23 protein-coding genes are annotated in these 25,321 nt (G+C 64.7%); 16 read left to right on the top strand and 7 right to left on the bottom strand.

Annotation, left to right across the window (positions count from 1 at the left end; translation table 11 throughout):
• Positions 1 to 11: 11 nt before the first annotated feature.
• Positions 12 to 1,121, bottom strand: a complete 1,110-nt coding sequence (locus FJ964_RS11325) for a Gfo/Idh/MocA family oxidoreductase (protein WP_140550456.1) — start codon at positions 1,119 to 1,121, stop codon at positions 12 to 14.
• A 154-nt stretch (positions 1,122 to 1,275) separates the two neighbouring features.
• Here FJ964_RS11325 and FJ964_RS11330 point away from each other — a divergent pair, with 154 nt between their 5' ends.
• The 9 genes from FJ964_RS11330 (at position 1,276) to phnN (ending at position 10,891) form a co-directional block, all read left to right on the top strand.
• A complete protein-coding gene (locus FJ964_RS11330; RefSeq protein ID WP_181172439.1) occupies positions 1,276 to 2,121 on the top strand; it encodes a MurR/RpiR family transcriptional regulator in 846 nt (281 codons plus the stop codon).
• A gap of 142 nt (positions 2,122 to 2,263) precedes the next feature.
• Positions 2,264 to 4,198: a 5-dehydro-2-deoxygluconokinase gene (gene iolC / locus FJ964_RS11335; protein WP_140550458.1), complete on the top strand. Its 1,935-nt coding sequence runs from the start codon at positions 2,264 to 2,266 to the stop codon at positions 4,196 to 4,198.
• 30 nt (positions 4,199 to 4,228) lie between these two features.
• Positions 4,229 to 6,079 (top strand): 3D-(3,5/4)-trihydroxycyclohexane-1,2-dione acylhydrolase (decyclizing), encoded by a 1,851-nt coding sequence (iolD, locus tag FJ964_RS11340; RefSeq protein WP_140550459.1) that lies wholly within the window; start codon positions 4,229 to 4,231, stop codon positions 6,077 to 6,079.
• Positions 6,080 to 6,225: 146 nt separating this feature from the next.
• Entirely contained in the window at positions 6,226 to 7,143 is a 918-nt protein-coding gene (gene iolE / locus FJ964_RS11345) for a myo-inosose-2 dehydratase (protein WP_140550460.1), read from the top strand.
• Between the two features lie 40 nt (positions 7,144 to 7,183).
• Complete coding sequence (locus FJ964_RS11350; RefSeq protein WP_140491266.1) at positions 7,184 to 7,402, top strand: DUF3329 domain-containing protein; 219 nt, start codon at positions 7,184 to 7,186, stop codon at positions 7,400 to 7,402.
• 4 nt (positions 7,403 to 7,406) lie between these two features.
• Positions 7,407 to 8,219, top strand: coding sequence for a 5-deoxy-glucuronate isomerase (gene iolB, locus FJ964_RS11355; protein ID WP_140550461.1), 813 nt, complete (start codon positions 7,407 to 7,409; stop codon positions 8,217 to 8,219).
• Positions 8,220 to 8,370: 151 nt separating this feature from the next.
• Entirely contained in the window at positions 8,371 to 9,078 is a 708-nt protein-coding gene (locus tag FJ964_RS11360) for a DUF1045 domain-containing protein (RefSeq protein WP_140550462.1), read from the top strand.
• A 44-nt stretch (positions 9,079 to 9,122) separates the two neighbouring features.
• Positions 9,123 to 10,262, top strand: a complete 1,140-nt coding sequence (locus tag FJ964_RS11365) for an alpha-D-ribose 1-methylphosphonate 5-triphosphate diphosphatase (RefSeq protein WP_140550463.1) — start codon at positions 9,123 to 9,125, stop codon at positions 10,260 to 10,262.
• Positions 10,259 to 10,891, top strand: coding sequence for a phosphonate metabolism protein/1,5-bisphosphokinase (PRPP-forming) PhnN (gene phnN / locus FJ964_RS11370; RefSeq protein ID WP_181172431.1), 633 nt, complete (start codon positions 10,259 to 10,261; stop codon positions 10,889 to 10,891). The genes FJ964_RS11365 and phnN overlap by 4 nt, the downstream gene beginning before the upstream one ends.
• Positions 10,892 to 10,946: 55 nt before the next feature.
• Here the strand turns inward: phnN and FJ964_RS11375 are convergent, their stop codons facing one another.
• The 4 genes from FJ964_RS11375 to FJ964_RS11390 form a co-directional block, all read right to left on the bottom strand.
• Positions 10,947 to 11,465, bottom strand: coding sequence for a DUF2231 domain-containing protein (locus FJ964_RS11375; protein WP_140550464.1), 519 nt, complete (start codon positions 11,463 to 11,465; stop codon positions 10,947 to 10,949).
• 226 nt (positions 11,466 to 11,691) lie between these two features.
• Positions 11,692 to 12,687 carry an ABC transporter permease gene (locus FJ964_RS11380; RefSeq protein ID WP_140550465.1) on the bottom strand — a complete coding sequence of 332 codons (996 nt, stop codon included), beginning with the start codon at positions 12,685 to 12,687 and terminating at the stop codon, positions 11,692 to 11,694.
• A gap of 52 nt (positions 12,688 to 12,739) precedes the next feature.
• Complete coding sequence (locus tag FJ964_RS11385; RefSeq protein WP_140550503.1) at positions 12,740 to 14,278, bottom strand: sugar ABC transporter ATP-binding protein; 1,539 nt, start codon at positions 14,276 to 14,278, stop codon at positions 12,740 to 12,742.
• Positions 14,279 to 14,394: 116 nt separating this feature from the next.
• The gene (locus tag FJ964_RS11390; RefSeq protein WP_140550466.1) at positions 14,395 to 15,357 is read right to left on the bottom strand and encodes a sugar-binding protein; all 963 of its coding nucleotides are present in this window, start codon (positions 15,355 to 15,357) and stop codon (positions 14,395 to 14,397) included.
• Between the two features lie 552 nt (positions 15,358 to 15,909).
• On the opposite strand from FJ964_RS11390, the gene FJ964_RS11395 reads away from it, so the two are divergent.
• From FJ964_RS11395 to FJ964_RS11415, 5 genes are all read left to right on the top strand, one after another.
• A complete protein-coding gene (locus tag FJ964_RS11395) occupies positions 15,910 to 17,004 on the top strand; it encodes a LacI family DNA-binding transcriptional regulator (RefSeq protein WP_181172432.1) in 1,095 nt (364 codons plus the stop codon).
• 390 nt (positions 17,005 to 17,394) lie between these two features.
• Positions 17,395 to 18,969 carry a flavin monoamine oxidase family protein gene (locus FJ964_RS11400; RefSeq protein ID WP_140550505.1) on the top strand — a complete coding sequence of 525 codons (1,575 nt, stop codon included), beginning with the start codon at positions 17,395 to 17,397 and terminating at the stop codon, positions 18,967 to 18,969.
• Between the two features lie 49 nt (positions 18,970 to 19,018).
• Positions 19,019 to 19,432, top strand: a complete 414-nt coding sequence (locus FJ964_RS11405) for a cytochrome c (RefSeq protein ID WP_224713386.1) — start codon at positions 19,019 to 19,021, stop codon at positions 19,430 to 19,432.
• Between the two features lie 90 nt (positions 19,433 to 19,522).
• Positions 19,523 to 20,035 (top strand): RidA family protein, encoded by a 513-nt coding sequence (locus FJ964_RS11410; protein ID WP_140550467.1) that lies wholly within the window; start codon positions 19,523 to 19,525, stop codon positions 20,033 to 20,035.
• A gap of 288 nt (positions 20,036 to 20,323) precedes the next feature.
• Positions 20,324 to 21,124 carry a class I SAM-dependent methyltransferase gene (locus FJ964_RS11415; protein WP_140550468.1) on the top strand — a complete coding sequence of 267 codons (801 nt, stop codon included), beginning with the start codon at positions 20,324 to 20,326 and terminating at the stop codon, positions 21,122 to 21,124.
• 17 nt (positions 21,125 to 21,141) lie between these two features.
• Here the strand turns inward: FJ964_RS11415 and FJ964_RS11420 are convergent, their stop codons facing one another.
• A complete protein-coding gene (locus FJ964_RS11420; RefSeq protein WP_140550469.1) occupies positions 21,142 to 22,680 on the bottom strand; it encodes a winged helix-turn-helix domain-containing tetratricopeptide repeat protein in 1,539 nt (512 codons plus the stop codon).
• 126 nt (positions 22,681 to 22,806) lie between these two features.
• Here FJ964_RS11420 and FJ964_RS11425 point away from each other — a divergent pair, with 126 nt between their 5' ends.
• Both FJ964_RS11425 and FJ964_RS11430 read left to right on the top strand, forming a co-directional pair.
• Complete coding sequence (locus FJ964_RS11425; RefSeq protein ID WP_140550470.1) at positions 22,807 to 23,268, top strand: cupin domain-containing protein; 462 nt, start codon at positions 22,807 to 22,809, stop codon at positions 23,266 to 23,268.
• A 203-nt stretch (positions 23,269 to 23,471) separates the two neighbouring features.
• Positions 23,472 to 24,173 (top strand): haloacid dehalogenase type II, encoded by a 702-nt coding sequence (locus FJ964_RS11430; RefSeq protein ID WP_140550471.1) that lies wholly within the window; start codon positions 23,472 to 23,474, stop codon positions 24,171 to 24,173.
• A gap of 95 nt (positions 24,174 to 24,268) precedes the next feature.
• On the opposite strand, the gene FJ964_RS11435 is transcribed toward FJ964_RS11430, so the two are convergent.
• Positions 24,269 to 25,312, bottom strand: a complete 1,044-nt coding sequence (locus FJ964_RS11435) for a PD-(D/E)XK motif protein (protein ID WP_140550472.1) — start codon at positions 25,310 to 25,312, stop codon at positions 24,269 to 24,271.
• Between the last annotated feature and the right edge of the window lie 9 nt (positions 25,313 to 25,321).

Consider the following 25,321-nt stretch of genomic DNA (forward strand, 5'->3'; position numbering starts at 1 on the left):
AGCGGCAGAGACTATCTGACATCGACCCAGCGCTTCTCCTCGAAGGATCGCGCCATCGCATGCACGGTGCGCTCGATCTCCAGCCCTTCGGCGAATTCGATGAGCCGCGCCGGTTTGCCGGCGAGCCGGGTCAGCAATTCATGGCATTCGATGATCTTGAGATCGTTGAAGCCGAGGCTATGCCCGGGTGCCGGCACGAACAAATCATAAGGCTTGTGCTGTGGCGCTACCAGGATGGTGCGATAGCCCTGTTCGGTCGGGCGGTCCGATGTGAGGTAGAGCTGGAACTCGTTCATCCGCTCCTGGTCGAACAGGATCGAGCCCTTGGAGCCGAAGATCTGGACGGCGATGCGCCCCTTGCGGCCCCAGGCCGAGCGGTTGGCCTGCAAAGTGCCGGCGACACCGTTCTCCAGATGCATCAGCACGCTGGCGATGTCGTAAGTTTCGACAGCGCGGCGGCCGCCGGCGGCCAGCTTGCGGTCGGCATAGGGCCTGGCCATGTCGCAGATGACGCTGGCGACGCGGCCGAACAGGGCTGACACCAGCGACAGCGGGTGCACGGCGAAATCGTCGAGCGCACCGTAGCCGGAAGATGCCTCGTGCTTCCAGAAGAACAGCGCCTCGGGATCGGCCATGAAATCCTCGTCCATCTCGATGCGCAGATGGTTGACCTCGCCGATGATCTTTTCGTCCAGCAGCGCGCCGATATGGCGGATGGCCGGGCTCTGGATGTAATTGTAGCCGAGCGCCGCGACCTTGCCGGATTTCTTCGCCGCTTCCGCCATCGCCTCGGCTTCGGCGAAGCTCGGCGCCATCGGTTTTTCGCACCACAAATGCTTGCCGGCCTGAAGAACCGCGATGGCCATTTCCGGATGGAACTGGTTGGGCGTGGTCAGCGAGACGACGTCCACTTCGGGATCCTCGACGACGGCGCGCCAGTCACCGGACGCCCTGGCGAAACCGAACTCGCCGGCCTTGCGCCTGGCGAGATCCTCATTGACCTCGCCGAGATGGACAAGCCGTGGTTTGGTGACGTCGGGAAAGACAGCGCCGACGGCGCTCCACGCAATGGCGTGGCACTTGCCCATGAACCCCGTGCCGATGAGACCGACGCCGACCATTTCCGTTCCTCCACTGCCAGAAGCGTTGCGTGGATGAATTAGTCCATTTTTGTTCGGAATGGAATGTCTGCCTCATTTTTTATGGTGTTCTTGCGCAGCCTCGCTATGATGGGGCAGAGAGGACGCTTCACCGATGAGCTTGGACGGGCCGACGATGGACGAACGGGTACCTCGCGACTTCGAGACGCTGCGCGCCACGATCCTCGATCGGCGCGAAAGCCTGCCCAAGCGCATCGCCCAGATCGCCGCCTATGCGCTCGACAATCCCGACGATATCGCCTTCGGCACCGCCGCCAGCATCGCGGCCTCGGCCGGCGTGCAGCCCTCGACGCTGATCCGCTTTGCCCAGCAGCTCGGTTTTGACGGCTTCACCAGCCTCCAGCAGGTGTTTCGCGAGCGGCTGCGCGAGCGCAACTCCTCCTATGACGAACGGTTGCAGGCGCTGCGCGCCAAGGCGGAGGGCGGCGCCGGCCACCGGGCGATCTTCGACGGTTTTGTCGCCGCCGCCAGTACCTCGCTCAACGACATTTCGCGCACGCTGGACGACGCGCACCTGGAAGAAGCGATTTCCCTGCTGGCCAAGGCGCAGACCATCTATGTGCTGGCCAAGCGGCGCTCCTATCCGGTGGCGTCCTACATCGCCTATGCGCTGGGCAAGTTGAAGATCCGCAACCAGCTGATCGAATCGGCCGCCGGCCTCAACGCCGAGATGGTCAGCTTTGCGACGCCGGCGGACGCCGTCGTCGCCATCTCGTTCTCACCCTATGCGCCGGCCACGATCGAGGAGGCGCGCACGATTTCGGAACAGGGCGTGCCGATCATTGCCATCACCGACAGCTCGTTCTCACCGCTTGCCCAGTTCGCCAGCGTCTGGTTCGAGGTTGCCGAGGCGGATTTCGCCGGCTTCCGCTCGCTATCGGCGACGATGGCGTTGGCCATGGCGCTGACCGTTGGCGTCGGCGAGAAGCGGCGCAACACCGGCAAAGGGCGTAAGGCCTGAGTGGCTGGCAAAAAGGCGATTCTGGCTCGGGGAATGCTCATTCCATATTGACTATGGATTGGAATTATTATTTCATATTTTTCGGCGCCACGCTGCCGCTCGCGCGTGTACCCCAACACAACAAGCCCGACGGGAGGTTCCAATGAGCGAAGCCGTGGACGCGAAATACGCTGCGCTCGACGTCATCACCATCGGTCGCGCTTCCGTCGACCTCTATGGCCAGCAGATCGGCTCGCGGCTGGAGGACATCACCTCCTTCGCCAAGTCGGTCGGCGGCTGCCCGGCCAATATCTCGGTCGGCACGGCGCGGCTCGGCCTGCGTTCGGCGCTGCTGACGCGCGTCGGCGACGAGCAGATGGGCCGCTTCATCCGTGAACAATTGAAGCGCGAAGGCGTCAACACCGACGGGCTGAAAACCGACAAGGAGCGGTTGACCGCATTGGTGCTGCTTTCGGTGGAGAGCGAAGGCGTCTCGCCGATGATCTTCTACCGCTCCGACTGCGCCGACATGGCGCTGGCTGAGGAGGACATTGACGAGGCGTTTATTTCCTCGGCTCGCGCGATCGTCGTCACCGGCACGCATTTTTCCCGCCCCAACAGCGATGCCGCCCAGCGCAAGGCGATCCGCATCATGAAGGCCAAGGGCGGCAAGGTCGTGTTCGACATCGACTACCGGCCGAACCTCTGGGGCCTGGCCGGCCACGCCGAGGGTTTTGAGCGCTACGTCAAGTCCGACCGCGTCTCGGCGCAGCTGAAGACGGTGCTGCCCGATTGCGACCTCGTCGTGGGTACCGAGGAAGAGATCATGATCGCCTCGGGCGCGGACGACTGCCTGAGCGCGCTGCAGACGATCCGTTCGCTGTCCTCGGCCACCATCGTGCTCAAGCGCGGCGCCATGGGTTGCATCGTCTATGACGGGCCGATCAGCGATGATCTCGAGGACGGCGTCGTCGGCAAGGGTTTTCCCATCGAGATCTACAACGTGCTCGGCGCCGGCGATGCCTTCATGTCGGGCTTCCTGCGCGGCTGGCTGGGCGGCGAAAACCTTGCCACGGCGGCGACCTGGGCCAATGCCTGCGGCGCCTTCGCCGTGTCGCGGCTGTTGTGCGCGCCGGAATATCCGACCTTCGAGGAATTGCAGTTCTTCCTCGAGCACGGTAGCAGGCATCTGGCCTTGCGCAAGGACGAGGCGATCAACCACATCCATTGGGCAACGACGCGCCGGCACGACATTCCCTTGCTGATGGCGTTCGCCTGCGACCACCGGGTGCAGCTCGAGGACGTGGCTGCCAAGACCAGCGCTAACGCGTCGCGCATCGAGGATTTCAAGGTGCTGACGGTGAAAGCGGCGGCCAAGGTCGCCGCCGGGCGCGACGGCTACGGCATGCTGCTCGACGAGAGACATGGCCGCGAGGCGATGTTCGAATTCGCCCGGCATCCCTTCGCCTGGCTCGGGCGGCCGGTGGAACTGCCGGGCTCGCGGCCGCTGCGTTTCGAATTCTCGCAGGACATCGGCTCCCAGCTTATCGAATGGCCGGTCGACCACTGCATCAAATGCCTGTGCTTCTATCACCCCGACGATCCACCGGACCTGAAGGAGGAACAGCAGCAGAAATTACGCGCTCTGTTCGAGGCCGCGCGGAAAGTGGGGAGAGAGCTTCTCATCGAGATCATCGCAGGCAAGCACGGCAAGCTCGACGACACGACCATCCCGCGTGCGCTGGAAGAACTCTATGCGCTCGGCATCAAGCCGGATTGGTGGAAGCTCGAACCGCAGGCGTCTAGCGGCGCGTGGACGAAGATCGAGGCCGTGATCCTGAAGAACGACCCCTGGTGCCGCGGCGTCGTACTGCTCGGCCTGGAGGCCCCGCAGGACGAATTGGAGGCCGCCTTCGCAGCGACGGCCAAGGCGCCTATCGTCAAGGGTTTTGCGGTCGGCCGCACCATCTTCATCAACGCCGCCGAACAATGGCTTTCCGGCAAGATGTCGGACGACGAAGCGATTGCCGACATGGCATCGCGCTTCGAGCAGCTGACCGAGGCATGGCTTGCCGCGCGCGGCCGTAAAGCAGCATAAGAACGGGCACAGGGACTGCGGAGGAAACCAATGAGCAAGACAATCCGCCTGACGATGGCGCAGGCGCTGACCCGTTTCCTGAGCAAACAGATGACCGAGATCGACGGCGCAAAGGTGCCGATCTTCGGCGGCGTCTGGGCGATCTTCGGCCATGGCAATGTCGCCGGCATCGGCGAGGCGCTCTACCAGGTGCGCGACGAACTGCCGACTTTCCGCGCCCACAATGAACAGGCGATGGCGCACGCGGCGATCGCCTATGGCAAGGCCAATTTCCGCCGCCGCTTCATGGCCGCCACCTCCTCGATCGGGCCCGGCGCGCTCAACATGGTGACGGCGGCGGCACTCGCGCATGTAAACAGGTTGCCCGTCCTGTTTCTGCCGGGCGACGTCTTCGCCAACCGCATTCCCGACCCGGTGCTGCAGCAGGCCGAGGATTTTTCCGACGGCACGGCGACGGTCAATGACTGCTTCCGTCCTGTGTCGCGCTATTTCGACCGTATCACGCGGCCGGAGCAGATCATCCCGGCGCTGAACCGCGCAATGGCCGTGCTGACCGACCCGGCCGAATGCGGGCCTGTGACCTTGTCGCTCTGCCAGGACGTGCAGGCCGAAGCCTATGACTATCCCGAGAGCTTCTTTGCCGAGCGGGTCTGGCGCCAGCGCCGGACGCGCCCGGATCGGGCTGAATTGGCGGCCGCAGTCGCGGCGCTCAAGGGCGCCAGCAAGCCGCTGGTGATCGCCGGCGGCGGCGTGCTCTATTCGCAGGCCTCGGACGAACTGGCGAAATTCGTCGAAGGCGCCGGCATTCCGGTCTGCGAGACGCAAGGCGGCAAATCCTCGTTGCCGGACGATCATCCGCTCAACATGGCGGCGGTGGGCGTCACCGGCACATCGGCCGCCAACCGGCTGGCGGAAGAGGCCGATGTGGTGCTCGCCGTCGGCACGCGCCTGCAGGATTTCACCACCGGCTCGTGGGCGCTGTTCAAGAATTCGGGCAAGACCATCATCGGCTTGAATGTGCAGCCTTTCGATGCCGGCAAGCATCGGGCATCGCCGCTGGTCGCCGACGCGGCCGAAGGTTTGGCTGAACTCGGTGCCGCGCTGAAGGGCTGGAAGGCGCCATCCGCCTGGACCGACAATGCGGCAGCCGGCAAGAAAGAATGGCAGGCCGAAGCCGCCAAGGTGACGGCGTCGACCAATGCCGCCTACCCTTCCGACGCGCAGGTGATCGGCGCCGTGCAGCGCGCCATGGGATCCGGCGTGACGCTGCTCAATGCCGCCGGCGGGCTGCCGGGCGAATTGCACAAGCTCTGGCAGGCCGGCGCGCCCGGCTCGTATCATGCCGAATACGGCTTCTCGACCATGGGTTACGAGATCGCCGGCGGGCTCGGCACCAAGATGGCCAAGCCCGGGGAAGAGGTCGTCGTCATGATCGGCGACGGCTCTTACCTGATGCTCAATTCGGAGATCGCCACCTCGGTGATGCTCGGCCTGAAGCTGACCATCGTGCTGCTCGACAACAGGGGTTTTGGCTGCATCAACCGGCTGCAGATGGCAACCGGCGGCGCCAACTTCAACAATCTCCTGAAGGACGCGCGCCACGAAGTACTGCCCGACGTCGATTTTGCCGCGCACGCCGCGAGCATGGGGGCCATCGCCGAGAAGGTGCCGTCCATCGCAGGGCTGGAGACGGCGCTGGTTCGGGCGAAAGGCAACGACCGCACCACGGTGCTGGTCATCGACACCGATCCGCTGGTTTCCACCGATGCCGGCGGCCATTGGTGGGACGTGGCGGTGCCGGAAGTCTCCGAGCGCAGCCAAGTGAACGCGGCGCGCAAGGCCTATGAGGAGAAGCGGCGGATGCAGAGCGTTGGTGATTGACCTCGGCGCTGCCAACTCCCTACCTCCCCCTTGTGGGGAGGTCGGACCGAAGGTCCGGGTGGGGGCTGGCGCCGTACCCCCGCCCCGCTGCTTCGCAGCGACCCTCCCCACAAGGGGGAGGGTGAACAAGAAACCGGAGTGACGACTTGAAAGCCAAACTGGGTATGTCCCCCATCGCGTGGTGGAACGACGATCTCGCGGAACTCAGCGACGACGTGTCGCTTGAGGAGTGCCTGCGCCAGTCGCGCTCGGCCGGCTTCACCGGAATGGAGATGGGCCGGCGCTTCCCCAACGACCCTAAGGTGATGCTGCCGATCCTGAAGGCGGCCGACGTCACGCTGTGCGGTGGCTGGTTCTCGGGCACGCTGGTCGATGAGGAGATGAGCAAGAACAAGGATCGCATCCAGCCGATGATCGATCTGTTCAAGGCGGTGAACGCGCCCTGCATCGTCTATGGCGAGGTCGGCCGCTCGATCCAGGGCGACCGCTCGAAGCCGCTCGCCACCAAGCCGAAACTCTCGGGCGACGAGATGAAGGCTTATGCCAGGCGCCTGACCGAATTCGGCGAATGGTGCGCCGAGCAAGGCATGCCGCTTTCCTATCATCACCACATGGCGGCGGTGGTTGAGACCGAGCCGGAGCTCGACGCCTTCATGCGCCATTCCGGAGCGGGCATTCCGCTGCTGCTCGATGCCGGCCATCTGGCCTTTGCCGGCGGCGATGTGCTGCGCGCCATCGACAATCATCACAAGCGCATCAGCCATGTGCATGTGAAGGACGTGCGCATGGGCGTGATCGAGAAGCTCGACCGCACGAAGCAGTCCTTCCTCGATGCGGTGGCTCTCGGAGCCTTCACCGTGCCGGGCGACGGCTCGCTGGATTTCGGCGCCATCGTGCAGCGTTTCGCCGACCATGGCTATGAAGGCTGGTTCGTGGTCGAGGCCGAACAGGACCCGAAGAAGAACCCGCCGCTCAAGATGGCGCAGGTCGGCCACAAGGAGCTGATGCGGGTGATGACGGCCGCCGGCTACACGGTCGAGACGCAGGGCTTTCCCGATGTCTGATCGGGTTCTCGCCAGGCCGGGCTTGCTGTAGGTTGCCGCGATGAAAGATTCCGAGCACCCCTTCTTCCGGCCATTGTGGCGGCGTGTCGCCGTCGTCGCGGTCTGCGTCATCTGGTCGATCATCGAGTTCGCGAGCGGCACACCGTTCTGGGGCGTGATCGCGCTGGGCTTCGCCGGCTATGGCGTCTGGCAGTTTTTTTATCTCTATAAGCCGGCCGACGAGAACAAGGCGCCCGCCGAAGTCGAACCGAAGGAGTAACCGGATGTCGAAGCTGCTGGTGAAGGCCGACAAGGGCCATGGCCGTGTCGCCCATGTGACGCCAAAAAGCGCCGGCTGGACCTATGTCGGTTTCGACCTGCATCGGCTGAGGCCAGGCGAAAGTGCGTCGGGAAAGACGGACGATCGCGAAGTCTGCCTGGTGTTCGTCACCGGCAAGGGCACGGTCAAGGCCGACGGCAAGGATCTCGGCATGCTCGGACAGCGCATGTCGCCCTTCGAAGGCAAGCCATGGTCTGTCTATGTGCCGCAGGGATCGGACTGGTCGGTGACAGCCGATACCGGACTGGAACTCGCGGTGTGCTCGGCGCCCGGCCTCGGCGGCGGCCTGCCGGTTCGCGTGATCGGACCCGACGATCTCGGCCAGGAGGTGCGCGGCAAGGGCACCAATACGCGCTACGTGACCAATATCCTGCCCGAGGGCAAGCCGGCCGATTCGCTGCTGGTGGTCGAGGTCATCACGCCCGGCGGCCATACGTCGAGCTACCCGCCGCACAAGCACGACCAGGACAATCTGCCTGATGAATCCTATCTCGAGGAGACCTATTACCACCGCCTCAACCCGCCGCAGGGCTTTGCCTTCCAGCGTGTCTATACCGACGCCGACAAGGGCGGCTTCCGCGATCTGGACGAGGCGATGGCGATCGAGGACGGCGATGTCGTGCTGGTGCCCAAGGGCTATCACCCCTGCGCCGCTTGCCACGGCTACGACCTCTACTACCTCAACGTCATGGCCGGCCCGACGCGGACGTGGAAATTCCACAATGCGCCCGAGCACGAATGGCTGATGAAGGCCTGACCGGCCCGCGGTTGCGGCTGAACCTGTTGGTCCAGATCAGAAAAATCGCCGGCTAAGGACCGGCGGGGTCGATTTGCCTTCGAAAACCCTTCAAAGCTTCGTCAATCCGTCATGGAAATCACCTATGGCAACGGGCTGACGAGGATTTTCGATGCGCTACGCCATCTACTTCACCCCCCGGCAGGACGAAAAATTGGCAGGGATCGCCGCCAACTGGCTGGGCCGTGACCCCTTCGGCGCCACAACGCGACCGGCGGAGGCGGTGGGCGATTTGTCGGCGGCGGAAGTCGCCTTCCACACCGCATCGGCACGGCGCTATGGTTTTCATGCGACGCTGAAAGCCCCTTTCCGGTTAGCGGCCAACGAAACCGAAGCCTCGTTGCGCACAGCGCTCGACGCCTTTGCCGAAGCGACGCCGGTTGTGATGATCCCCCGTCTCGTCGTCAGCCAGATCGACGGTTTCTTCGCGCTGGTGCCGGAGGCGCCATTGCCTCCGCTCAATCGCTTCGCCGATGACGTGGTGCGCGATTTCGACCGCTTTCGCGCGCCGTTGACGGAGGCCGAGATCGAGCGGCGCAACCCGAACTCGCTGAAGCCGGGCGAATTCCGCAATCTTTGCCAGTGGGGCTATCCTTATGTCTTCGAGAGCTTCCGCTTTCATATGACGCTTTCCGGCAGGGCCGGGCCACAGGAAAGCCCTCGTCTTCGCCTGGCGATCGAGGGCCTGTTCGCCGAGGTGCTGCGCCAGCCGGTGCCTGTGGACGGGTTGACGTTGTTCATCGAGCCCGAACCCGGCGCCCCGTTCATGGTGCTTTCCCAGCACGCGCTCGGGCGCCGTCCGGCTAGAAAAACCGCCTGAAGCAACAAGCCGTAAAGGCCAGAAAAAACCAAGGACTGCCTGAAATGACCGCCGAGACCATTCTGAGCAACGCCCGCATCGTTCTTGCCGACGAGGTCATCGACGGTTCGCTCACGATGCGTGACGGTCTGATCGCCGACATATCCGCCGGCGCCGTCCGAGCCGGCGAGGACATGGCTGGCGATTTCATCATCCCGGGGCTGGTCGAGCTTCACACCGATCACCTCGAAGGCCATTATGCGCCGCGGCCGAAGGTGCGGTGGAACCCGATCGCCGCCGTGCTTGCCCATGACGCGCAAGTGGCGACCGCGGGCATCACCACCGTGCTCGATGCCTTGCGCGTCGGCATGGACGAGGATGCCGATCTCAACGCCGCCGACATCCGCAAGCTCGCCGATGCGATCGAGGACAGCGTGCGGATGGATCGATTGCGGGCCGATCATTTCATCCACCTGCGCTGCGAGGTCTCGGCGCCGGATTGCCTCAGGGCCTTCGCCAATTTCGAAACGGACGAACGGGTGAAGCTCGCCTCGCTGATGGACCATGCGCCGGGTCAGCGCCAGTTCGTCAACCTCGAAACCTACGCCTACTACTACCAACGCAAGCTGAAGCTGACCGATTACGATTTCCAGAAATTCTGCGAGAAGCGGATGGGCGAATCGGCACGGAATTCGGGGCCGAACCGCGTCTTCATCGCCGCCGCCTGCCACGAGCGCGGCATCGTGCTTGCGAGCCATGACGATGCGACGACGGGCCATGTCGACGAAGCCATCGAGCAAGGCGTGCGCGTTGCCGAATTCCCAACCACCGAGGAAGCCGCCAGAGCTTCGAAGGATGCAGGGCTCGGCGTGCTGATGGGCGCGCCCAATGTCATGCGCGGCGCCTCGCATTCTGGCAACGTCTCGGCGCGCACGCTGGCCAGCGACGGCCTGCTCGACATATTGTCGTCCGACTACATCCCCTTCAGCCTGATCCAGTCCGCCTTCTTTCTCGGCGACGTCGTGGATAGCATTTCCCTGCCGCAGGCGGTGGCGATGGTGTCGAAGAACCCGGCCGAGGCCGTCGGTCTTTCCGATCGCGGCGTCATCGAAGAAGGCCGCCGCGCCGACCTGGTACGCGTGCGCCTCGACGACGACGTTCCGGTGGTGCGCACGGTCTGGCGGCAAGGGCGACGGGTCGCATGATGGTGTCGGCGTTGATCGAGCGTGAACTGTCGGCCGAGGCGTTTCCGATACGCGACGGCGTCTTCGTTGCCGTGGTGGGCCCGAGCGGCGCCGGCAAGGATACGATCATCGGCCATGCCAAGGCGCTCTTCGCCGACGAGACGCGGCTGGAATTCGTGCGCCGCGTCATCACGAGGCCGAGCGATACGGCAAGCGAGGATCACGACACGCTGGCCGATGCCGCCTTCATCGAGGCCGAAGCCGACGGCGCCTTCGCCGTTTCCTGGGAAGCGCACGGCCTGCGCTACGGCCTGCCGGCCGAGGTCGATTGGGCAGTGGCCAACGGCCATGTCGCTGTCGCCAATGTATCGCGCGCGATCATCCCTGCCTTGCGGGAACGCTATGCCAACCTGGCCATCGTCGAGATCACCGCTTCGCCCGATGTGCTGGCCGAGCGGCTGGCGATGCGTGGACGCGAGTCGCGCGGCGAGGTTCTGGCACGCCTGGCGCGCAGCGCCCCTGTGACACTGTCCGGACCCGGCGTCACCTCGATCGACAACAGCGGTTCGCGCGAGACGGCACGCGAGCGCTTTGCCGAGGTGCTGCGCAAGGCGATGGCGTTCTCCGACATGTCGGGGCTGATCGACTAAAAGTGTTGGTGTTCAGGTGGCGCTCGCCTGACCTGAACATCGAAACACCTTCCCTTTATGCCGCGTGCCGGTCGTGATCGCCACGACGCGTGCTGGCCGTCGGCGTTGCCGACGGTTGTGTCGGCGCGTCCAGAACCGCGACGTGATGGCGGTACACCATCTCCCAGCCTTTCCAGCCGGTAAACAGCAGGATGCAGACAACGATCAATGAAAGCAGCACTCCCCATGGGCGAACTGCCGCTTCGGCGCCTTGGCTGTAGCGAAGATAGAAATTGATCAGCGCCAGAACGACGGCGGTCAAATTGCCGACCATGTGATACCAGGCGTCCGTCAGGGCGCGGATGCGCGGCTCGCTCAGGAAATCGATAAAGCCGGCAATCGCCGCCAGGAGAGCCATGACGATAGCCGCTCCAATCAGCCACATCGACGCGCGTGCCCAAAAGACGTCGGCAGTGCCCCAGAACCTCAAATCGGTGAGAAACGCGCCGACAAGGAACGCGACAGGAAAGGGAATGAGCATCGGATGGATGGGATGACCTCCCACCTTGGCGGTGCTTAGCGGATTCGCGGCCATGACAATGCCTCCGAATAGAAAAGCCTTGAACAACGCCCAGATAAGGGTTTCGTTCCAATCCGGATGGGAGCTCGCAAGGCCGTTTTCGCGACGCCGCCCCCCTTTGCAAGTCACTTGGGGCCGCACAGATACGGCCGACGATAAATCGAGCGGAATTGCGGGTCGGGCGAGATGGAAGCGCGTTATCCTTCAACGGTCACGGCAGCCGCCCGCTTTATGCCTCCGACTATTCCGCGGCCGCGCCCACCGCACCCTTGCGAGCGGCGTCGACCATGCGCCGCCGCGCGCGGAACACGCCCCATTGCTGGTCGATCAGCACGCCGATGAGGATGACGCCGCCCATCACCGCGAAGTTGAGCGAGGACGGGATGCCGAGCAGATTGACGAGGTTCTGCAGCTCCTGCAACAGCACGGTGCCGAGGATGACGCCGATCAGCGAGCCCTCGCCGCCGCGCAGCGAGAAGCCGCCGAGCACGGCCGCGGCAATGGCGTAAAGCTCGTAGAACTGGCCGTGGCTGGCCGGCGAGATGGAGCGCGTGTACATGGCGAAATAGATCGCCGACAACGCTGTCAGCACGCCGCAGATGACGTAGGCGGCCATGACGACGCGCCCGGTGCGGATACCGGAATATTTCGCCGCTTCCTCGTTCTTGCCGATGGCGTAGAGATAGCGGCCGAACACCGAGCGGTGCAGCACCACCCACATGACGATGGCGATGACGATCAGCGCGAAGAAGGAGTTCGGCACGCCCCAGGAGCGGCCGGCGGTCAAGAATTCGAGCTCCGGGAAATTCTGGCCGAAGGCGAAGCCGGCGGTGCCGTCGGCGGTGTAGAAGCGGGCGACGCCGCGATAGATCAAAAGGCCGCACAAGGTCACCACGAAGGGCTGCAGCTTGAGCCGCGTGATCAGCCAGCCATGCGCCAGGCCGATGATGGCGCCGAGCACCAGGATGAGCACGAAGGCCAGCGGCCATTCCATGCCGCGCACGGCGATGAAGTCGATGAACAGCGTGCCCAGGAGCGCGACCAGCGAGCCGACCGACAATTCGATGCCGCCGGTGATGATGACGAAGGCCTGGCCGATCGACAGGATGCCGAACAGGCCGATCAGGTTCGATGTGTTGGCGAGGTTGATCGGCAGCAGGAAGCGGGGATTGATGATGGCGACGATCGCGCCGACCACCAGGATCAGGATCAGCAGGCCGAGATCTTTCTTGCTCATCGTCTTCTCCCCAATGCCTCCCTGCGCGGCCATCCAGCCACGGCGGCAAAAACTATTTCGGCTGCTTGCCCACCGCCAGCAGCAGCACGTTTTCCTGGCTGAACTGGTCCTTGTCGAGAATGCCCGAGATCTGGCCCTCATGCATGACGGCGATGCGGTCGGACACGCCGATCACCTCCTCCATGTCGCTGGAGATCATCAGCACGGCGACGCCGGCGTCGGCCAGCGCGCGCATCAGCCCGTAGATCTCCGCCTTGGCGCCGATGTCGATGCCGCGCGTCGGCTCGTCGAGGATCATAACCTTGGGGTTCATCGCCAGCCATTTGGCCAGCACGACCTTCTGCTGGTTGCCGCCCGACAGCGTGCCGGTGCGCGTCTGCACCGACGGCGCCTTGATGCCGAGATCTTTTTTCTGCTTCTCCGCAGTGGCGGTCTCCGCGCTGGCCGACACCAAAGAGCGCTTGGCATGCGCCGGCAGGTTGGGCAGCGAAATATTCTGCGCGATCGACAGGTCGAGCAGGATGCCGGTCAGCTTGCGGTCCTCCGGCACCAGGAAGATGCCGTGCGCGACGGCATCGGCTGCAGAACCCAGGGCCAGCGGCTCGCCGGCGAGCTCGAGCGTGCCGCCAAGGCTGCTTTCGATGCCGAAGAACACCCGCGCCAGCTCGGTGCGGCCGGAACCGACGAGGCCGGCAAGGCCGAGGATTTCACCGCGCCTGACGTCGAGATCGACCGGCCGGCCGGGATAGGTCGGGGTGCGGATGGCCTTGGCCGACAGGGCGACGGCGCCGGGGGCGCGGGCCGCCTCGGAGGCTTTTTCGCGCTCCTTCAGCATCCGGCCGATCATCAGCTTGACCATCTGGTCGTGGTTGATGTCGCGCTTGGGCAAGGTGCCGGCCAGCATGCCGTCGCGCAGCACGATGACGCGGTCGGCGACGCGCTCGACCTCGTGCAGGCGATGCGAAATGAAGATGACGCTGATGCCGTCGGCCTTCAGCGCCTTGATGACGTCGAGCAGTTTGTCGGTCTCGGCGATCGGCAGGCTGGAGGTCGGTTCGTCGAGGATGACCAGCCTTGCCTTGATCGACAGCGCCTTGGCGATCTCGACCATCTGCTGCTGGGCGAGCGACAGTTCGGCGACAGGCGTGTCGGCGGAGAAATTGGCGCCGACGCGTTTCAGGAGCGGCGCCACCATGGCGCGCAGCCTTGCGCGGTCGACAAGCTTGAGCGGCCCGGCGCGCAGCGGTTCGCGGCCGAAGAAGATGTTGGCTGCGACATCGAGGTTCTCGAAGAGGTTGAGTTCCTGGTGAACGAAGGCGATGCCGGAGCCAAGGCTGCCCTCGACGCTCAGGCCGTCATGGGCGGCGCCGTCGACAGTGACGGTGCCGCTGTCGGGCCGCGTCACGCCGCCGAGTATCTTCATCAAGGTGGATTTGCCGGCGCCGTTTTCGCCGACGAGGCCGATGACCTCGCCCGGCCTGACCTCCATCGAGAAGCCATCGAGCGCGACGACGCCCGGATAGGTCTTGCGCACGTTCTCGAGGCTGAGGAACGGGGTGGTCGCGGCGATGGATGTGTCGGAATAATTCATCATGCCTGACAGCGTTGGCGGGCCGACCTCTTGGCAGACTGACTGGCCTCGAAGGCTTCGTCAATGCGAGAGCAGCCGGCCCAAGCGACGTTGAGCCGGCTGAACTGCCTTCGGTCTTAATTTCCAGCCATCGCCTTCAGATTGGCGGCGTAGGCGTCGACGTCATCCTTGCCGATGATCTTGGTCGGGATGATGATGAGGCCGTTGGCCGGGATGCCCGACTTGTCGCCCTTGAGGTAGGACGCCATCAGCTTCATGCCCTGATAGGCCCACTCGAAGGGTTGCTGCACGACGGTGGCGGCAATGGTGCCTTCCTTGACGCCGCCCAGCGTGATCGGATCGTCGTCGAAGCCGACGACGGTGATCGAGCCGAGCTTGCCGGCGTCGCGCAGGGCTTCATAGATGCGCGGCGTGTTGTAGGAGTAGAAGCCGACCATGCAGGTGACGTCGGGGCTGGCGACCAGCGCGTCCTCGACATTCTTCTTGGCGCGGGCCTGGTCGATGTCGTCGCCGCGCACGTCGACGAGTTCGATCTTGGTGCCGGCCAGGCCATCCTTCATGCCCTGGATGCGCTCCTTGGCGTTGTCGGCGCCGAGCAGGCCGACGAAGCCGAGGCATTTGCCGCCATTCGGCATCGCCTTCTTGGCGATCTCGGCCGCCTGCTTGCCGGCATCGACATTGGACGAGCCGATATAGGCGACGCGCTTGGTCTGCGGGGCGTCGGAGTCGGTGGTGAACAGTGCTGTTTCCGACGCGATCTTGTTCAGCCCGTCGGTCGAGGTCTTGGGATCGACGGCCGAGACCATGATGCCCTTGACGCCGGCGGTGACCAGATCGTCCATTAGCCGCTGCTGGATGGCGACCGAGGACTGCTCGGGATATTTCAGCTCGAGATTGTAGTCGGGCAGTTCGCCCTGCGCCTTCTTGACGCCGGCCTCGGCCGCCTTCCAGAAGTCGGAAGCGCCGTTGACCACGAAGGCCAGCGTCGGCTTGTCGTCGGCGCGCGCGATCGTGCTCGCCGTCAGGCCGAGCAGCAGCGCCGCGGTGGCCACGGATGCATTGCGTATCAAGGATTTCATGTTCAACCTCCCGTTTTGGCCGGTCGTCGGACCGGCCGATCCTGCACTTGTCTGATTTGCCGTTCGCGGCTTGGACGCCCTCCTCCTCAAGGGTTCCCGGCACTGAAGATGGCGTCGTTCCAGCCACGGCGACGGACTTTAGAGACTCATCCCCCGTTCGTAAATAGTCCGATTTGTCTGACATATCACATGTCCGCGACAAGGCTTCGCGGGGTACTATCCGCTTGCCATCGGGCCATTCGCATGCACCGCGCCCCAGGGAAATCGAACGCGACGGACCGACGTTACAGCGCATTTTCGTATTAGTAAACGGTATTAGTTTAGCGGGCGATGGCGACCGCGCCGGCGGTGCGGCCGCCGGGCTTGCCGAGAATGCAATGGCTTGGCGCAAAAGGGGATAATCGGCTCATATGCTATGATTTAAGCTGCCTGAGCCGCCTAGCCAGTAGACCGGTCGCCCGCTAATAGATATAAGTCAGGCGATATTTCTATAAACCGACGCGGCCTTGATGGTCGCCGGGCAGGCCGGACAGGCCGGGGAACACGAACAGAATGAGCGAGACCACTGATATCGCGACGGCAAGGCGCCGCAAGGCGCCGGTGAAGCCCAAGGGCCGGGTCACCATGACCGACATTGCGCGCGCCGCAGGCTGCTCGCAGGCGACTGTTTCCTTCGTGCTCAACAATTCGCCTGGCATAAAACTGTCGCGGCAGACCCGCGAGCGGGTGATCGAGGCGGCCCGCACATTGGGCTACAGCGCGCCGGCCTTCTCGGCACTGAAGACGCCGGCTGCCGCCTTCGACGGGCTGGACGGGGTGATCGGCTTTGCCGTCGACCAGCTCGCCACCAGCCCGGAAGCCGTCGTCGCCATCGAGGGCGCGCGCCAAGCCTCGTGGAACGCCGGCAACGTGCTTCTGGTGGCGCAGACGATGGGCGACGCCGTGATGGAGCCGCGCGCCATAGAGGCGCTGACCCGGCGGGGCATTTCGGCGCTGATCTACATGACCATCTTCACCCGCGAGATCACGGCGCCCGATTTCCTCTACAGCCTCGACATCCCGGTGATCCTGCTCAACTGCTACACGTCGGATTATGCCTTCCCCGCCGTGGTGCCCTCCGAGATCGCCGGCGGCCAGAGCTCCACCCGGCACCTGATCAGCCACGGCCACCGCCGCATCGCCACCATCACCGGCGAGCCCTGGATGCAGGCAGCACAGGACCGGCTGAAAGGCTACCGCCGCGCGCTCGCCACCGCCGACATCCCCTTCGATCCCGAACTGGTGGTCGAGGGCGACTGGTCGGCCAGCGCCGGCTATGCCGCGACCGTCAAGCTCCTGGCGCTGAAGGACCGCCCGACCGCCATCTTCTGCCAGAACGACCGCACGGCGATCGGCTGCTACGAAGCCCTGAAGGAAGCCGGCCTGCACATCCCGCAGGACATTTCGGTCGTCGGCTATGACGACGAGGAAATCGCCAGGCATCTGTTCCCGCCGCTCACCACCTCGATCCTGCCGCATATGGCGATGGGCCAATGGGCGATCGAACAGCTCGAAGCGCCGGCAGCGGTGGGACGGGGGCGCTATCCGATCACCAAGCTGGAATGTCCGCTGGTGGAGAGGGAGAGCGTGCGGGCCGTGGCAGGCTGACCGCCCGACCGACAAGGCAGACATTCGGACCATGAAACCCGGCGCCGCGAGCGCCGGCCGGCCATGGGATTTCCGCTGGACTTTCCCGCTGTCGGGGCCGGCCAGGCATGCCCTTTCAATTGGCACAGCAAGCGGTCGGGCCGCCGGCCCCGAGGCCGCGAAGGCGTGAGAAATGCCGGCCGGCGACGCCGCGAGTGCCCTATTGCGCCAAGGTTCGAGGACATTTGTTCCAAGCGCGGCGTGTTGGTTGAACAGACTGGGCTGGAGGCATAGCCTTGCGTCGTCCACCGGGCTCGCCTCGAGCTTGCGGCGGCAACAGGCGGCATGACGGATCGCGGCGTGCCGCCGATCGAGGAGACGAACATGCAGCTCGAACAATCCCTTGCCGGCATGCGCCGGCGCGACCTTCTCAAAATGATCGGCATCACGGCGGGCAGCGCCGCAATGTACCAGGCCATGACCAGCATGGGACTGGCGGCAGAGTCCGATTACAAAGGACCTATCAAGCTCGAAGGCGACCCGAAGGGCGCTTCGGTGCTCGTCCTGGGCGCCGGCCTGGCCGGCATGCTGGCGGCGCTGGAACTGCGCCAGGCCGGCTACAAGGTGAAGATCCTCGAATACAATGCCCGCGCCGGCGGCCGCAACTGGACGATACGCGGGGGCGACACCGTCACCGAACTCGGCGGCTACACGCAGAAATGCGAGTTCGACGAGGGGCTCTACCTCAATCCCGGCCCCTGGCGCATCCCTTACCATCACAACGGGCTGTTGGCCTATTGCCGGAGGCTCGGGGTGACGCTGGAGCCGTTCCAGCAGACCAACCACAACGCCCTGCTGCATTCGACGGAGGCCTTCGGCGGCAAGCCGAAGCGCGTGCGCGAGATCCAGACCGACTTCAAGGGCCACACTTCGGAGTTGCTGGCCAAGGCGGCCAAGAAGGGCCAGCTGGAAGGCCTCGTCTCCAAGGAGGACCAGGAGGTGCTGCTCGAGGCGCTGCAGTCCTGGGGGGCGCTGGACAAGGACTACAGCTACAAATCCAGCCTCGCGACCGCCGAGTTCCGCGGCTACGAGAAGGAGCCGGGCGGCGGCATCGGCGCCGAGCCGGTGGCGGGTCAGGTCCTCAGCGCGTCCGACGTGCTGAATTCGCGCCTGTGGGGCAGCCTCGCCAACTTCTCGCTCTACGAATTCCAGACGACCATGTTCCAGCCGGTCGGCGGCATGGGCAGGATCGGCGAAGCCTTCGCCAAGCAGGTCGGCGACCTCATCACCTACAATGCCAAGGTCACCAAGATCGCCCAGAACGACAAGGGTGTGACGGTGACCTATGAGGACGCGAGAAACCCCGGCGCCGCCCAGGAGGCCAGCGCCGACTGGTGCGTGTGCACCATTCCGCTCACCATCCTCAGCCAGATCGAAATCCAGGTCGGCGGCGCCATGCAGGCGGCGATCGGGGCGGTGCCCTATGCGTCCTCGGTCAAGGTCGGCCTGCAGATGAAGCGCCGTTTCTGGGAGGAGGACGAATCGATCTTCGGCGGCGTCAGCTATACCAACCTGCCGATCTCGCAGATCTCCTATCCCAGCACCGGCTTCAATGCCGGCGGCAAGGGCGTGCTGCTCGGCTGCTACACATGGAACGGACCGAACTCCTACGAATTCACCGCCATGACCCCGCAGGAGCGCGTGCAGAAGGCGGTGGAATACGGCGCGCAGCTTCACCCGCAATACAAGCAGGAGTTCGAGACCGGCGTTTCCTGGGCATGGCACCGCTCGCCCTTCACGCTTGGCTGCGCGGGCGACTGGACCGAAGAGGCGCGCAAGGAGCATTATGACAATCTGTGCCAGATCGACGGCCGCATCGTGCTGGCCGGCGAGCATGCCTCCTACATTCCCGCCTGGCAGGAGGGCGCGATCCTGTCCTCGCTCAACGCCATCACCCGCCTGCACCAGCGCGTCATGCAGGGATGAGGCCATGCCGATCCCTTCGTTCACCCCGTATCCCGCGAGGCATCCCATCATGAGCAGCTCCTTCAAAAGAACCAGCGGTCTCATCGCCGCCATGGCCGCCGCCATGGCGTTCACGGCCCCCGGCGCGTTCGCCGATTCGGCCGGCGTCACGTTCAGCCAGGGCGATAATTTCACCGAAAAGGATGGCGCGGCGCTCTATGCCAATGTCTGCGCCGCCTGCCACCTGGACAAGGGGCAAGGCGCGGTCGGCGCCGGCCACTATCCGGCGCTGGCCAAGAACAAGAACCTGGAGACCGGCGGCTATCCCGTAACCCTCGTCCTGCACGGGCAAAACGGCATGCCGCCGGTGGGGCAGATGATGAGCGACGACCAGGTCGCTGCCGTGGTCAACTATGTCAGGACGCATTTCGGCAACGACTACAAGGATGCCGTGACGGCGCAGGACGTAAAGGATGTCCGCTGATTGGCGGATGTCGCCCGCACATGCGGCAACGCAAACCGCGCGGCGGGCATTCCGGCGCTCGCCGCCCTCTCGAACAGAAGGAAACGGGTCATGAAACCATCGATCGGGAAATCATGGATCGGGGCCGCCGTGCTGGCGGCGGGAATGCTGGCGGCAGGCGCCGCGCTGGCCGACGACGTCGTTCGCCACAAGATTCCGAATTCGGATTTTCCGATCCTGCGCGCCGTCGAGGTGCCGGCCGGCAAGACCACGGTCTATCTCAGCGGCGCCGTGCCGTCGGTTATCGACGAGAAGGCCGACAAGGCAACGGTCGCCGCCTATGGCGACACCGAGGCCCAGACCGGCTCGGTGCTGAAGTCCATCGACAAGACGCTGGCCGATCTCGGCCTGAAGATGGGCGACGTCGTCAAGATGCAGGTCTTCCTGGTCGGCGATCCCGCCAAGGGCGGCAAGATGGATTTCGCCGGCTTCATGAAAGGCTACACGAAGTTTTTCGGCACCAAGGACCAGCCGAACCTGCCGACGCGTTCGGTGGTGCAGGTCGCGGGCCTCGCCGGCCCCGGCTTCCTGGTCGAAATCGAAGTGACCGCCGTGCGGCCCTGAGGCCGGGCGTTCGGCCGGCCCCGTCGCGCCAGGATGCCGAACGGGCTGGCGAGGCGCGGATCTGCGGGCCGGGAACCGGCGCGGTCGAAGCGGCCTCGCTCGCCCAGGCACCCACCGAAAGGCGGAGCTGGGCGATGTTGACCCGCCAGTGAGGGCTAAACCGCGCGGAGCCCACGCCCAAGCACTAGCCATTCGTCGAAGGCAGGTCATGCGACCACGGACGGAAAACCGCCTCACACTTTTCCCGGAATTAGCCTAGCCTCGCCTCTTCAGCGCAGGGAGAGCGAGATGACCTCAAGCTTCACCGTTCACGATGCATCCGGATATGAGCAGCTCATGGGCCGCTGGAGCCGCAAGCTCGCGCCCAAATTCATCGACTTCGCCGGGCTTGCCCGCGGCGAAAAGATCCTCGACGTCGGCTGCGGCACCGGCAGCCTGACCTTCGAGCTGGCGAAATCCACCGACCTCGCGGCGATCACGGCAATCGACTTTTCGCCTGTCTTCGTCGAGGCGGCACAGCGGCGCAACAGCGATCCGCGCATCGAGATCCAGCAGGCCGACGCCACCGCCTTGCCATTTGCCGACGATCGTTTCGACCGCGCGCTGGCGCTGCTCGTGCTCCATTTCGTGCCGGAGGCCGGCAAGGCGGTGGGCGAGATGCGCCGCGTGGTGCGGCCGGGCGGCGTGGTCGCGGCCGTCGTGTGGGACCATCTCGGCGGCATGCCCGGCATGCGCATGATGATCGACACGGCGGCCGCGCTCAGCGAAGGCGGACGCCAGATGCGCAGCCGCTATTGCTTCCAGCCGATGATGCAGCCCGGCGAAATGAAGCGGACTTTTATCGAGCAGGAGCTGGCCGACGTCACCGAAACCGAGCTGATGATCCGCATGGACTACCGGGACTTCGACGACTACTGGGCGCCGATCGGCGCCGGCGAAGGGCCGCTCGGCAGATACATGATGACGCTCGACCCAGCCGAGCGGTCGCGCACCGAGGCCGCCGTCCGCGATGCCTATGAGGCAGGCCGGCCGGATGGGCCGCGGTCATTCGCGAACGTGGCCTGGGCTTGCAGGGGCTTGGTGCGGTAAACGGACCGAGAGCCGCCCTATTGCGGCAAACCGGCGGCCTGCAGCGCCTCGCCGAGGCATTGCGAGAGCGCTGGGGCGCAGTGTACGGCGGCGAACTGCCGGCTGTAGCGAAACGTCGGGTGCAGCTCACGCACCCGCGCCGCTGCCGCCGCCGCCTCTTCCAGCCGGCCGAGCTTGGCCAGGGCGGCGGCCAATTGCACATAGGTGATGCTGTGGGCGGGATTGGCCTGAACGGACCTGTATGCGGCGCGGCAGGCCTCGTCGTAGCGACCGCGCAGCAAATGGCTCATCGCCTGCGCATCGAAGGCGGCGAAGGCCCATGGGTCGAAGGGGCTTAGCCGCATCCCGCGCTCGCTCCACTCGATGGCTTGCTCGGCTTCGCCGCTCCAGCCGAGGATGACGCTGCCCAGAATGTAGGTCAGGGCGGATGACGGGCTGACGGCGAGCGCGGCTTCCAAAGCGGTGAAGGCGGCCTTGCGGTCATGTCCATCCATGCCGATCGAAAACCCCGCAAGGGTAAGCGCGGCCGCGTCGTCCTGTCCGTGCAGGATGGCCAGCCGGGCATGGCGGATCGAAGCCTCGCGATCGGCTTCCCGCAGGCCGGCGCGAAGGAACAGGCAATGGCGGCACATGGCGGCGTTGCCGTGGGCAAGCGCATAGGTCGGTTCGAGTTCGATGGCGCGTTCGAGCAGCACAAGCGCTTGCGCAACCCGCTCGGGCATGCCGGAATCCACGTCCGGCTGGGCCCGCAGCACGAGGTCGTAGGCATCGAGACTGTCGGGACGCTTGCGCTTCACCCTCTCGATTTCGACACGCCGCAGGCTCGGCGCGATCGCGCCGACGGCCGCAAGGGCGATCTCATCCTGCAGCGCGAAAATATCGGCGGAGGCGCGGTCGAAGCGCTCGGCCCATATGTGGGCGCCGGTCGAGGTGTCAATCATCTGGCCGGTCACGCGCACGCTGCCGCCGGCCCTGCGCACGCTGCCTTCGAGCACATAGCGGACGCCGAGCTCGCGGCCGACCTGCTTCACATCCACCGCGCGCCCCTTGTAGGTGAAGGAGGAGTTGCGGGCGATGACGAACAGCCAGTTGATGCGCGCCAGGCCGGTGATGATGTCGTCGACTATGCCGTCGGCGAAATAGTCCTGCTCCGGATCGCCGCTCAGGTTCGAGAACGGCAGAACCGCGATCGAAGGCTTGCCGGGCCATGTGAGCGTAGGCGCCTCCGGCCCCAGACCACCGATCGCGACCTGTGGCCCGACATAGCGATAGCCGTGCCGTGGCAGCGTCTCGATCCAGCTTCCGCCGCCGGCCGCGTTCTCGAGCATCCGCCTGGCCGCCGCGATCTGCACCGTCAGATTGCTGTCCTCGATCGCTTGCCCGGGCCACGCGGCCTCGATCAGCGCCTGCTTCGAAACCGGCTTGCCCGTGCGTTCGACAAGCAGCGCCAGCAGCGCGACCGCGCGTTGGCCGAGCGGCGTCGGCTGCTCGCCGTGGAACAGGATCCCGGCTCCGCCGTCGATGCGAAAAGGGCCAAAGGCGAGGCTCGTTGCCATTTCCGGAGGAGATACCGTTTGCAATCTTTTCGCAATGATTTCGCAACGGCTTCACGACTGGCCGGCCGGGTAGAGGCATTCTGCGCCGGTGGCTGCGGGAAACGCAGCGAACCGATGGAGGATCAAATGAGCGCCGCCCCTGTCATCCGCATGCCCGACGAGAACAAGGGGGTAATGCTGCGTGGCCAGCCGATGGTGTTCCTCGTCACCGGCGGGGATACCAGACACACGAGCATGTTCGACTGGACCATACCGGCCGGCTTCGCCACCGGCCTGCATGTGCATCGCGTGCAGGAAGAAACCTTCTATGTGCTTGACGGCGAATGTGTCTGGCACGTCGGCGGAAAGGTGATCCGCGCGACCCCCGGCACCTTCCTGTTCATTCCGCCTGGCGTGCAGCACAACATCACCAATGTCGGCGAAAAGCCGGCCCGCGTGCTGATGACCGTCTCGCCGCCCGGGCACGAGCATTATTTCGAGGAACTTGCCAGGCTGGCCGCAACAGGCTCCCCGGATCCGAAGGCGCTTGCCGAGCTGCGGGACCGCTACGACACCGACCAGATTTCTACCCTGACGGCGAGTGCATAGGCGTGGTTGGTAGATGGGCGCAATCGGCCTGCCTGCGGCGCGAGCGCGGCTTCCCGGTGCTTACGGTGCCGGGACGCGGCAAAGATGATCTCGACGGCCGAGAGGGCGGCCGTCCAATGCGGAGAATCCTGCATCTGGATAAAAGCGCGCGGTGGTCTAAGGTGTCTCCGGGGCTCCCGACGTCTTCCGCAAAAGGTTTCCGAATGGCACTCACCGGACCGCGCCCGACCTGGCTTACTTTCGACTGCTACGGAACGCTGATCCAGTGGGATGAGGGGCTGATGGCGGCGATGGAGACGATCCTGTCGCGCAAGGGCCGCAGGATCGAGGCTGAGACATTCATCCCGGTCTACGACCGGCACGAACACCAGCTCGAGCATACCAGGCCGCACCTCTCATTCGCCGAGGTGACGGCCAAAGCGCTGCATCTGGCGATGCGCGACTTTTCGCTGGAAGCGGAAGCCGGCGACGCCGAACTGCTGACAACCTCGATCGGCCGCATGCCGCCTTTCCCGGAGGTCGTCGCGACGCTGCAAAAGCTGAAGCAGGCCGGCTTCAGGCTGGCGATCATCTCCAACACCGATGACGCCATCATCGCCGGCAACGTCGCGCAGCTGGGCGGCGCCATCGACCAGGTCATCACGGCGCAACAGGCGCAGGCCTACAAGCCGTCGCGGCAGATCTTCGAACACGCCTGGCGCGCCCTTGGCGTGACCAGGGACGATCTGGTCCACATCTGCGCCAGCCCGCACCTCGACCTGACCGCCGCCCGCGACCTGCATTTTCGCGCGGTCTGGGTCGATCGCGGGACGGGACGAAAGCCGCCGGCGGACTATGAGCCGGACGCGGTCGCGCGGGGGCTGGATGATGTGCCTGGGTTTTTTGAGCAGGCTGGGTGGATTTAGGAGGCGCGGGTTGTGCTAGATTTAGCGGTTGCAGACCAGCGGCTCGCACGCACTGCCGTGCGCCTGCCAAAGATTCCGAAGCGCCCCTTGACTTATCATGCGAGCATCGAAGCGACTTCGGTCTGCCAGTTTGCCGCGGGGTTGAAGGTAGAAACGCGTGTTGGTAGCTGCAATTCAAAGTTCACGCTGCCGGGAACTACAAAGGTCTGACCGATGAGCGCGCTGGTGAGGAGTCGCATTTCAGGGTCATCTACTGAATAGAGCCTCGTGAAAGTGATCACGTGTCGTGCCTGATAGACGCTCCAGCTTCTCATCGTGTCGTGGTCGTAGCCGGGTGCGCCTGGTCCGCCATATTCCCGAATCATCCCAAAGAACTGAGCGCGCGCGCCTCCTCCTTGGGTGCTGCCATCATCGAGCAGAGACGCGATGTCGTCAACCAATTCGGGGAGATCTTGTCCCCCTTTGTCGACTTCGGCCAAGCCGAAGCTCATCAGGTGCAACATTTCCTGACTACCATCGGGCAGCGGCTGAGCTTCGAGTTGGTGGACCCCACTAAACGCATGGCGAGAGGTGTCACCGAGCGTTGCTTTGATCTCAAGCGCATGTCGCCCCATTACGAAGTCACGCCCCTGGGTCCAGCCACGCCAACCCAGCAACACGGTCGGCCGCTTTGCCATTGGGGTTGCGAGTAGGGCGACACGAAGTACTTGGAGTTCAGCCACCAGGCCAAGCAATGTCTCGGTCGACAACGTCCCGCGCCTGATCGCCAGTTCGATGATCGGCTCGACCTCGTTAAACGCTGCCTGCATCGCCGGATCCGTAGAAAGGTCTAGGCGCGCCAGTTCGGTTACGATCAGCGTCGCCACCGCGGCGAAATGGGTCGCAGAACCGAGGAGAACGCGCGTAGCCGCAAACGCTGGAGCGCCGTCACTAGGTTCCCAACGATCGTACTGGAGGTGACGTGCGACCAGAGGCTGGACCGCCGAAAGTTCCGGGCCTGCCAAGAATATCTCATAGGCGCCGCTGTTCGTCATTGCTGCGCCAAGGCGCTGATTCACCACCCAGATAAGGCGGCGTGCGTTCCCGGCAGGCACCTCAAGGGTAGACAACTGATCGCGCAATGTTTCGAAGTCCATCATACGGTCTGC

The sequence above is a fragment of the Mesorhizobium sp. B2-3-2 genome (genome assembly GCF_006442295.1).
In the GTDB taxonomy this organism is placed as follows: Bacteria; Pseudomonadota; Alphaproteobacteria; order Rhizobiales; family Rhizobiaceae; genus Mesorhizobium.

Coding starts and splice junctions, on each gene's coding strand:
- FJ964_RS11415 (WP_140550468.1), top strand. CDS start 20,324: ATGACCTCAAGCTTCACCGTTCACGATGCATCCGGATATGAGCAGCTC.
- FJ964_RS11390 (WP_140550466.1), bottom strand. CDS start 15,357: ATGAAATCCTTGATACGCAATGCATCCGTGGCCACCGCGGCGCTGCTG.
- FJ964_RS11350 (WP_140491266.1), top strand. CDS start 7,184: ATGAAAGATTCCGAGCACCCCTTCTTCCGGCCATTGTGGCGGCGTGTC.
- iolC (WP_140550458.1), top strand. CDS start 2,264: ATGAGCGAAGCCGTGGACGCGAAATACGCTGCGCTCGACGTCATCACC.
- FJ964_RS11420 (WP_140550469.1), bottom strand. CDS start 22,680: ATGGCAACGAGCCTCGCCTTTGGCCCTTTTCGCATCGACGGCGGAGCC.
- FJ964_RS11435 (WP_140550472.1), bottom strand. CDS start 25,312: ATGATGGACTTCGAAACATTGCGCGATCAGTTGTCTACCCTTGAGGTG.
- iolB (WP_140550461.1), top strand. CDS start 7,407: ATGTCGAAGCTGCTGGTGAAGGCCGACAAGGGCCATGGCCGTGTCGCC.
- FJ964_RS11395 (WP_181172432.1), top strand. CDS start 15,910: ATGAGCGAGACCACTGATATCGCGACGGCAAGGCGCCGCAAGGCGCCG.
- FJ964_RS11405 (WP_224713386.1), top strand. CDS start 19,019: ATGAGCAGCTCCTTCAAAAGAACCAGCGGTCTCATCGCCGCCATGGCC.
- FJ964_RS11430 (WP_140550471.1), top strand. CDS start 23,472: ATGGCACTCACCGGACCGCGCCCGACCTGGCTTACTTTCGACTGCTAC.
- FJ964_RS11365 (WP_140550463.1), top strand. CDS start 9,123: ATGACCGCCGAGACCATTCTGAGCAACGCCCGCATCGTTCTTGCCGAC.
- FJ964_RS11325 (WP_140550456.1), bottom strand. CDS start 1,121: ATGGTCGGCGTCGGTCTCATCGGCACGGGGTTCATGGGCAAGTGCCAC.
- FJ964_RS11410 (WP_140550467.1), top strand. CDS start 19,523: ATGAAACCATCGATCGGGAAATCATGGATCGGGGCCGCCGTGCTGGCG.
- FJ964_RS11330 (WP_181172439.1), top strand. CDS start 1,276: ATGGACGAACGGGTACCTCGCGACTTCGAGACGCTGCGCGCCACGATC.
- FJ964_RS11425 (WP_140550470.1), top strand. CDS start 22,807: ATGAGCGCCGCCCCTGTCATCCGCATGCCCGACGAGAACAAGGGGGTA.
- FJ964_RS11400 (WP_140550505.1), top strand. CDS start 17,395: ATGCGCCGGCGCGACCTTCTCAAAATGATCGGCATCACGGCGGGCAGC.
- FJ964_RS11380 (WP_140550465.1), bottom strand. CDS start 12,687: ATGAGCAAGAAAGATCTCGGCCTGCTGATCCTGATCCTGGTGGTCGGC.
- FJ964_RS11375 (WP_140550464.1), bottom strand. CDS start 11,465: ATGGCCGCGAATCCGCTAAGCACCGCCAAGGTGGGAGGTCATCCCATC.
- phnN (WP_181172431.1), top strand. CDS start 10,259: ATGATGGTGTCGGCGTTGATCGAGCGTGAACTGTCGGCCGAGGCGTTT.
- iolD (WP_140550459.1), top strand. CDS start 4,229: ATGAGCAAGACAATCCGCCTGACGATGGCGCAGGCGCTGACCCGTTTC.
- FJ964_RS11385 (WP_140550503.1), bottom strand. CDS start 14,278: ATGAATTATTCCGACACATCCATCGCCGCGACCACCCCGTTCCTCAGC.
- FJ964_RS11360 (WP_140550462.1), top strand. CDS start 8,371: ATGCGCTACGCCATCTACTTCACCCCCCGGCAGGACGAAAAATTGGCA.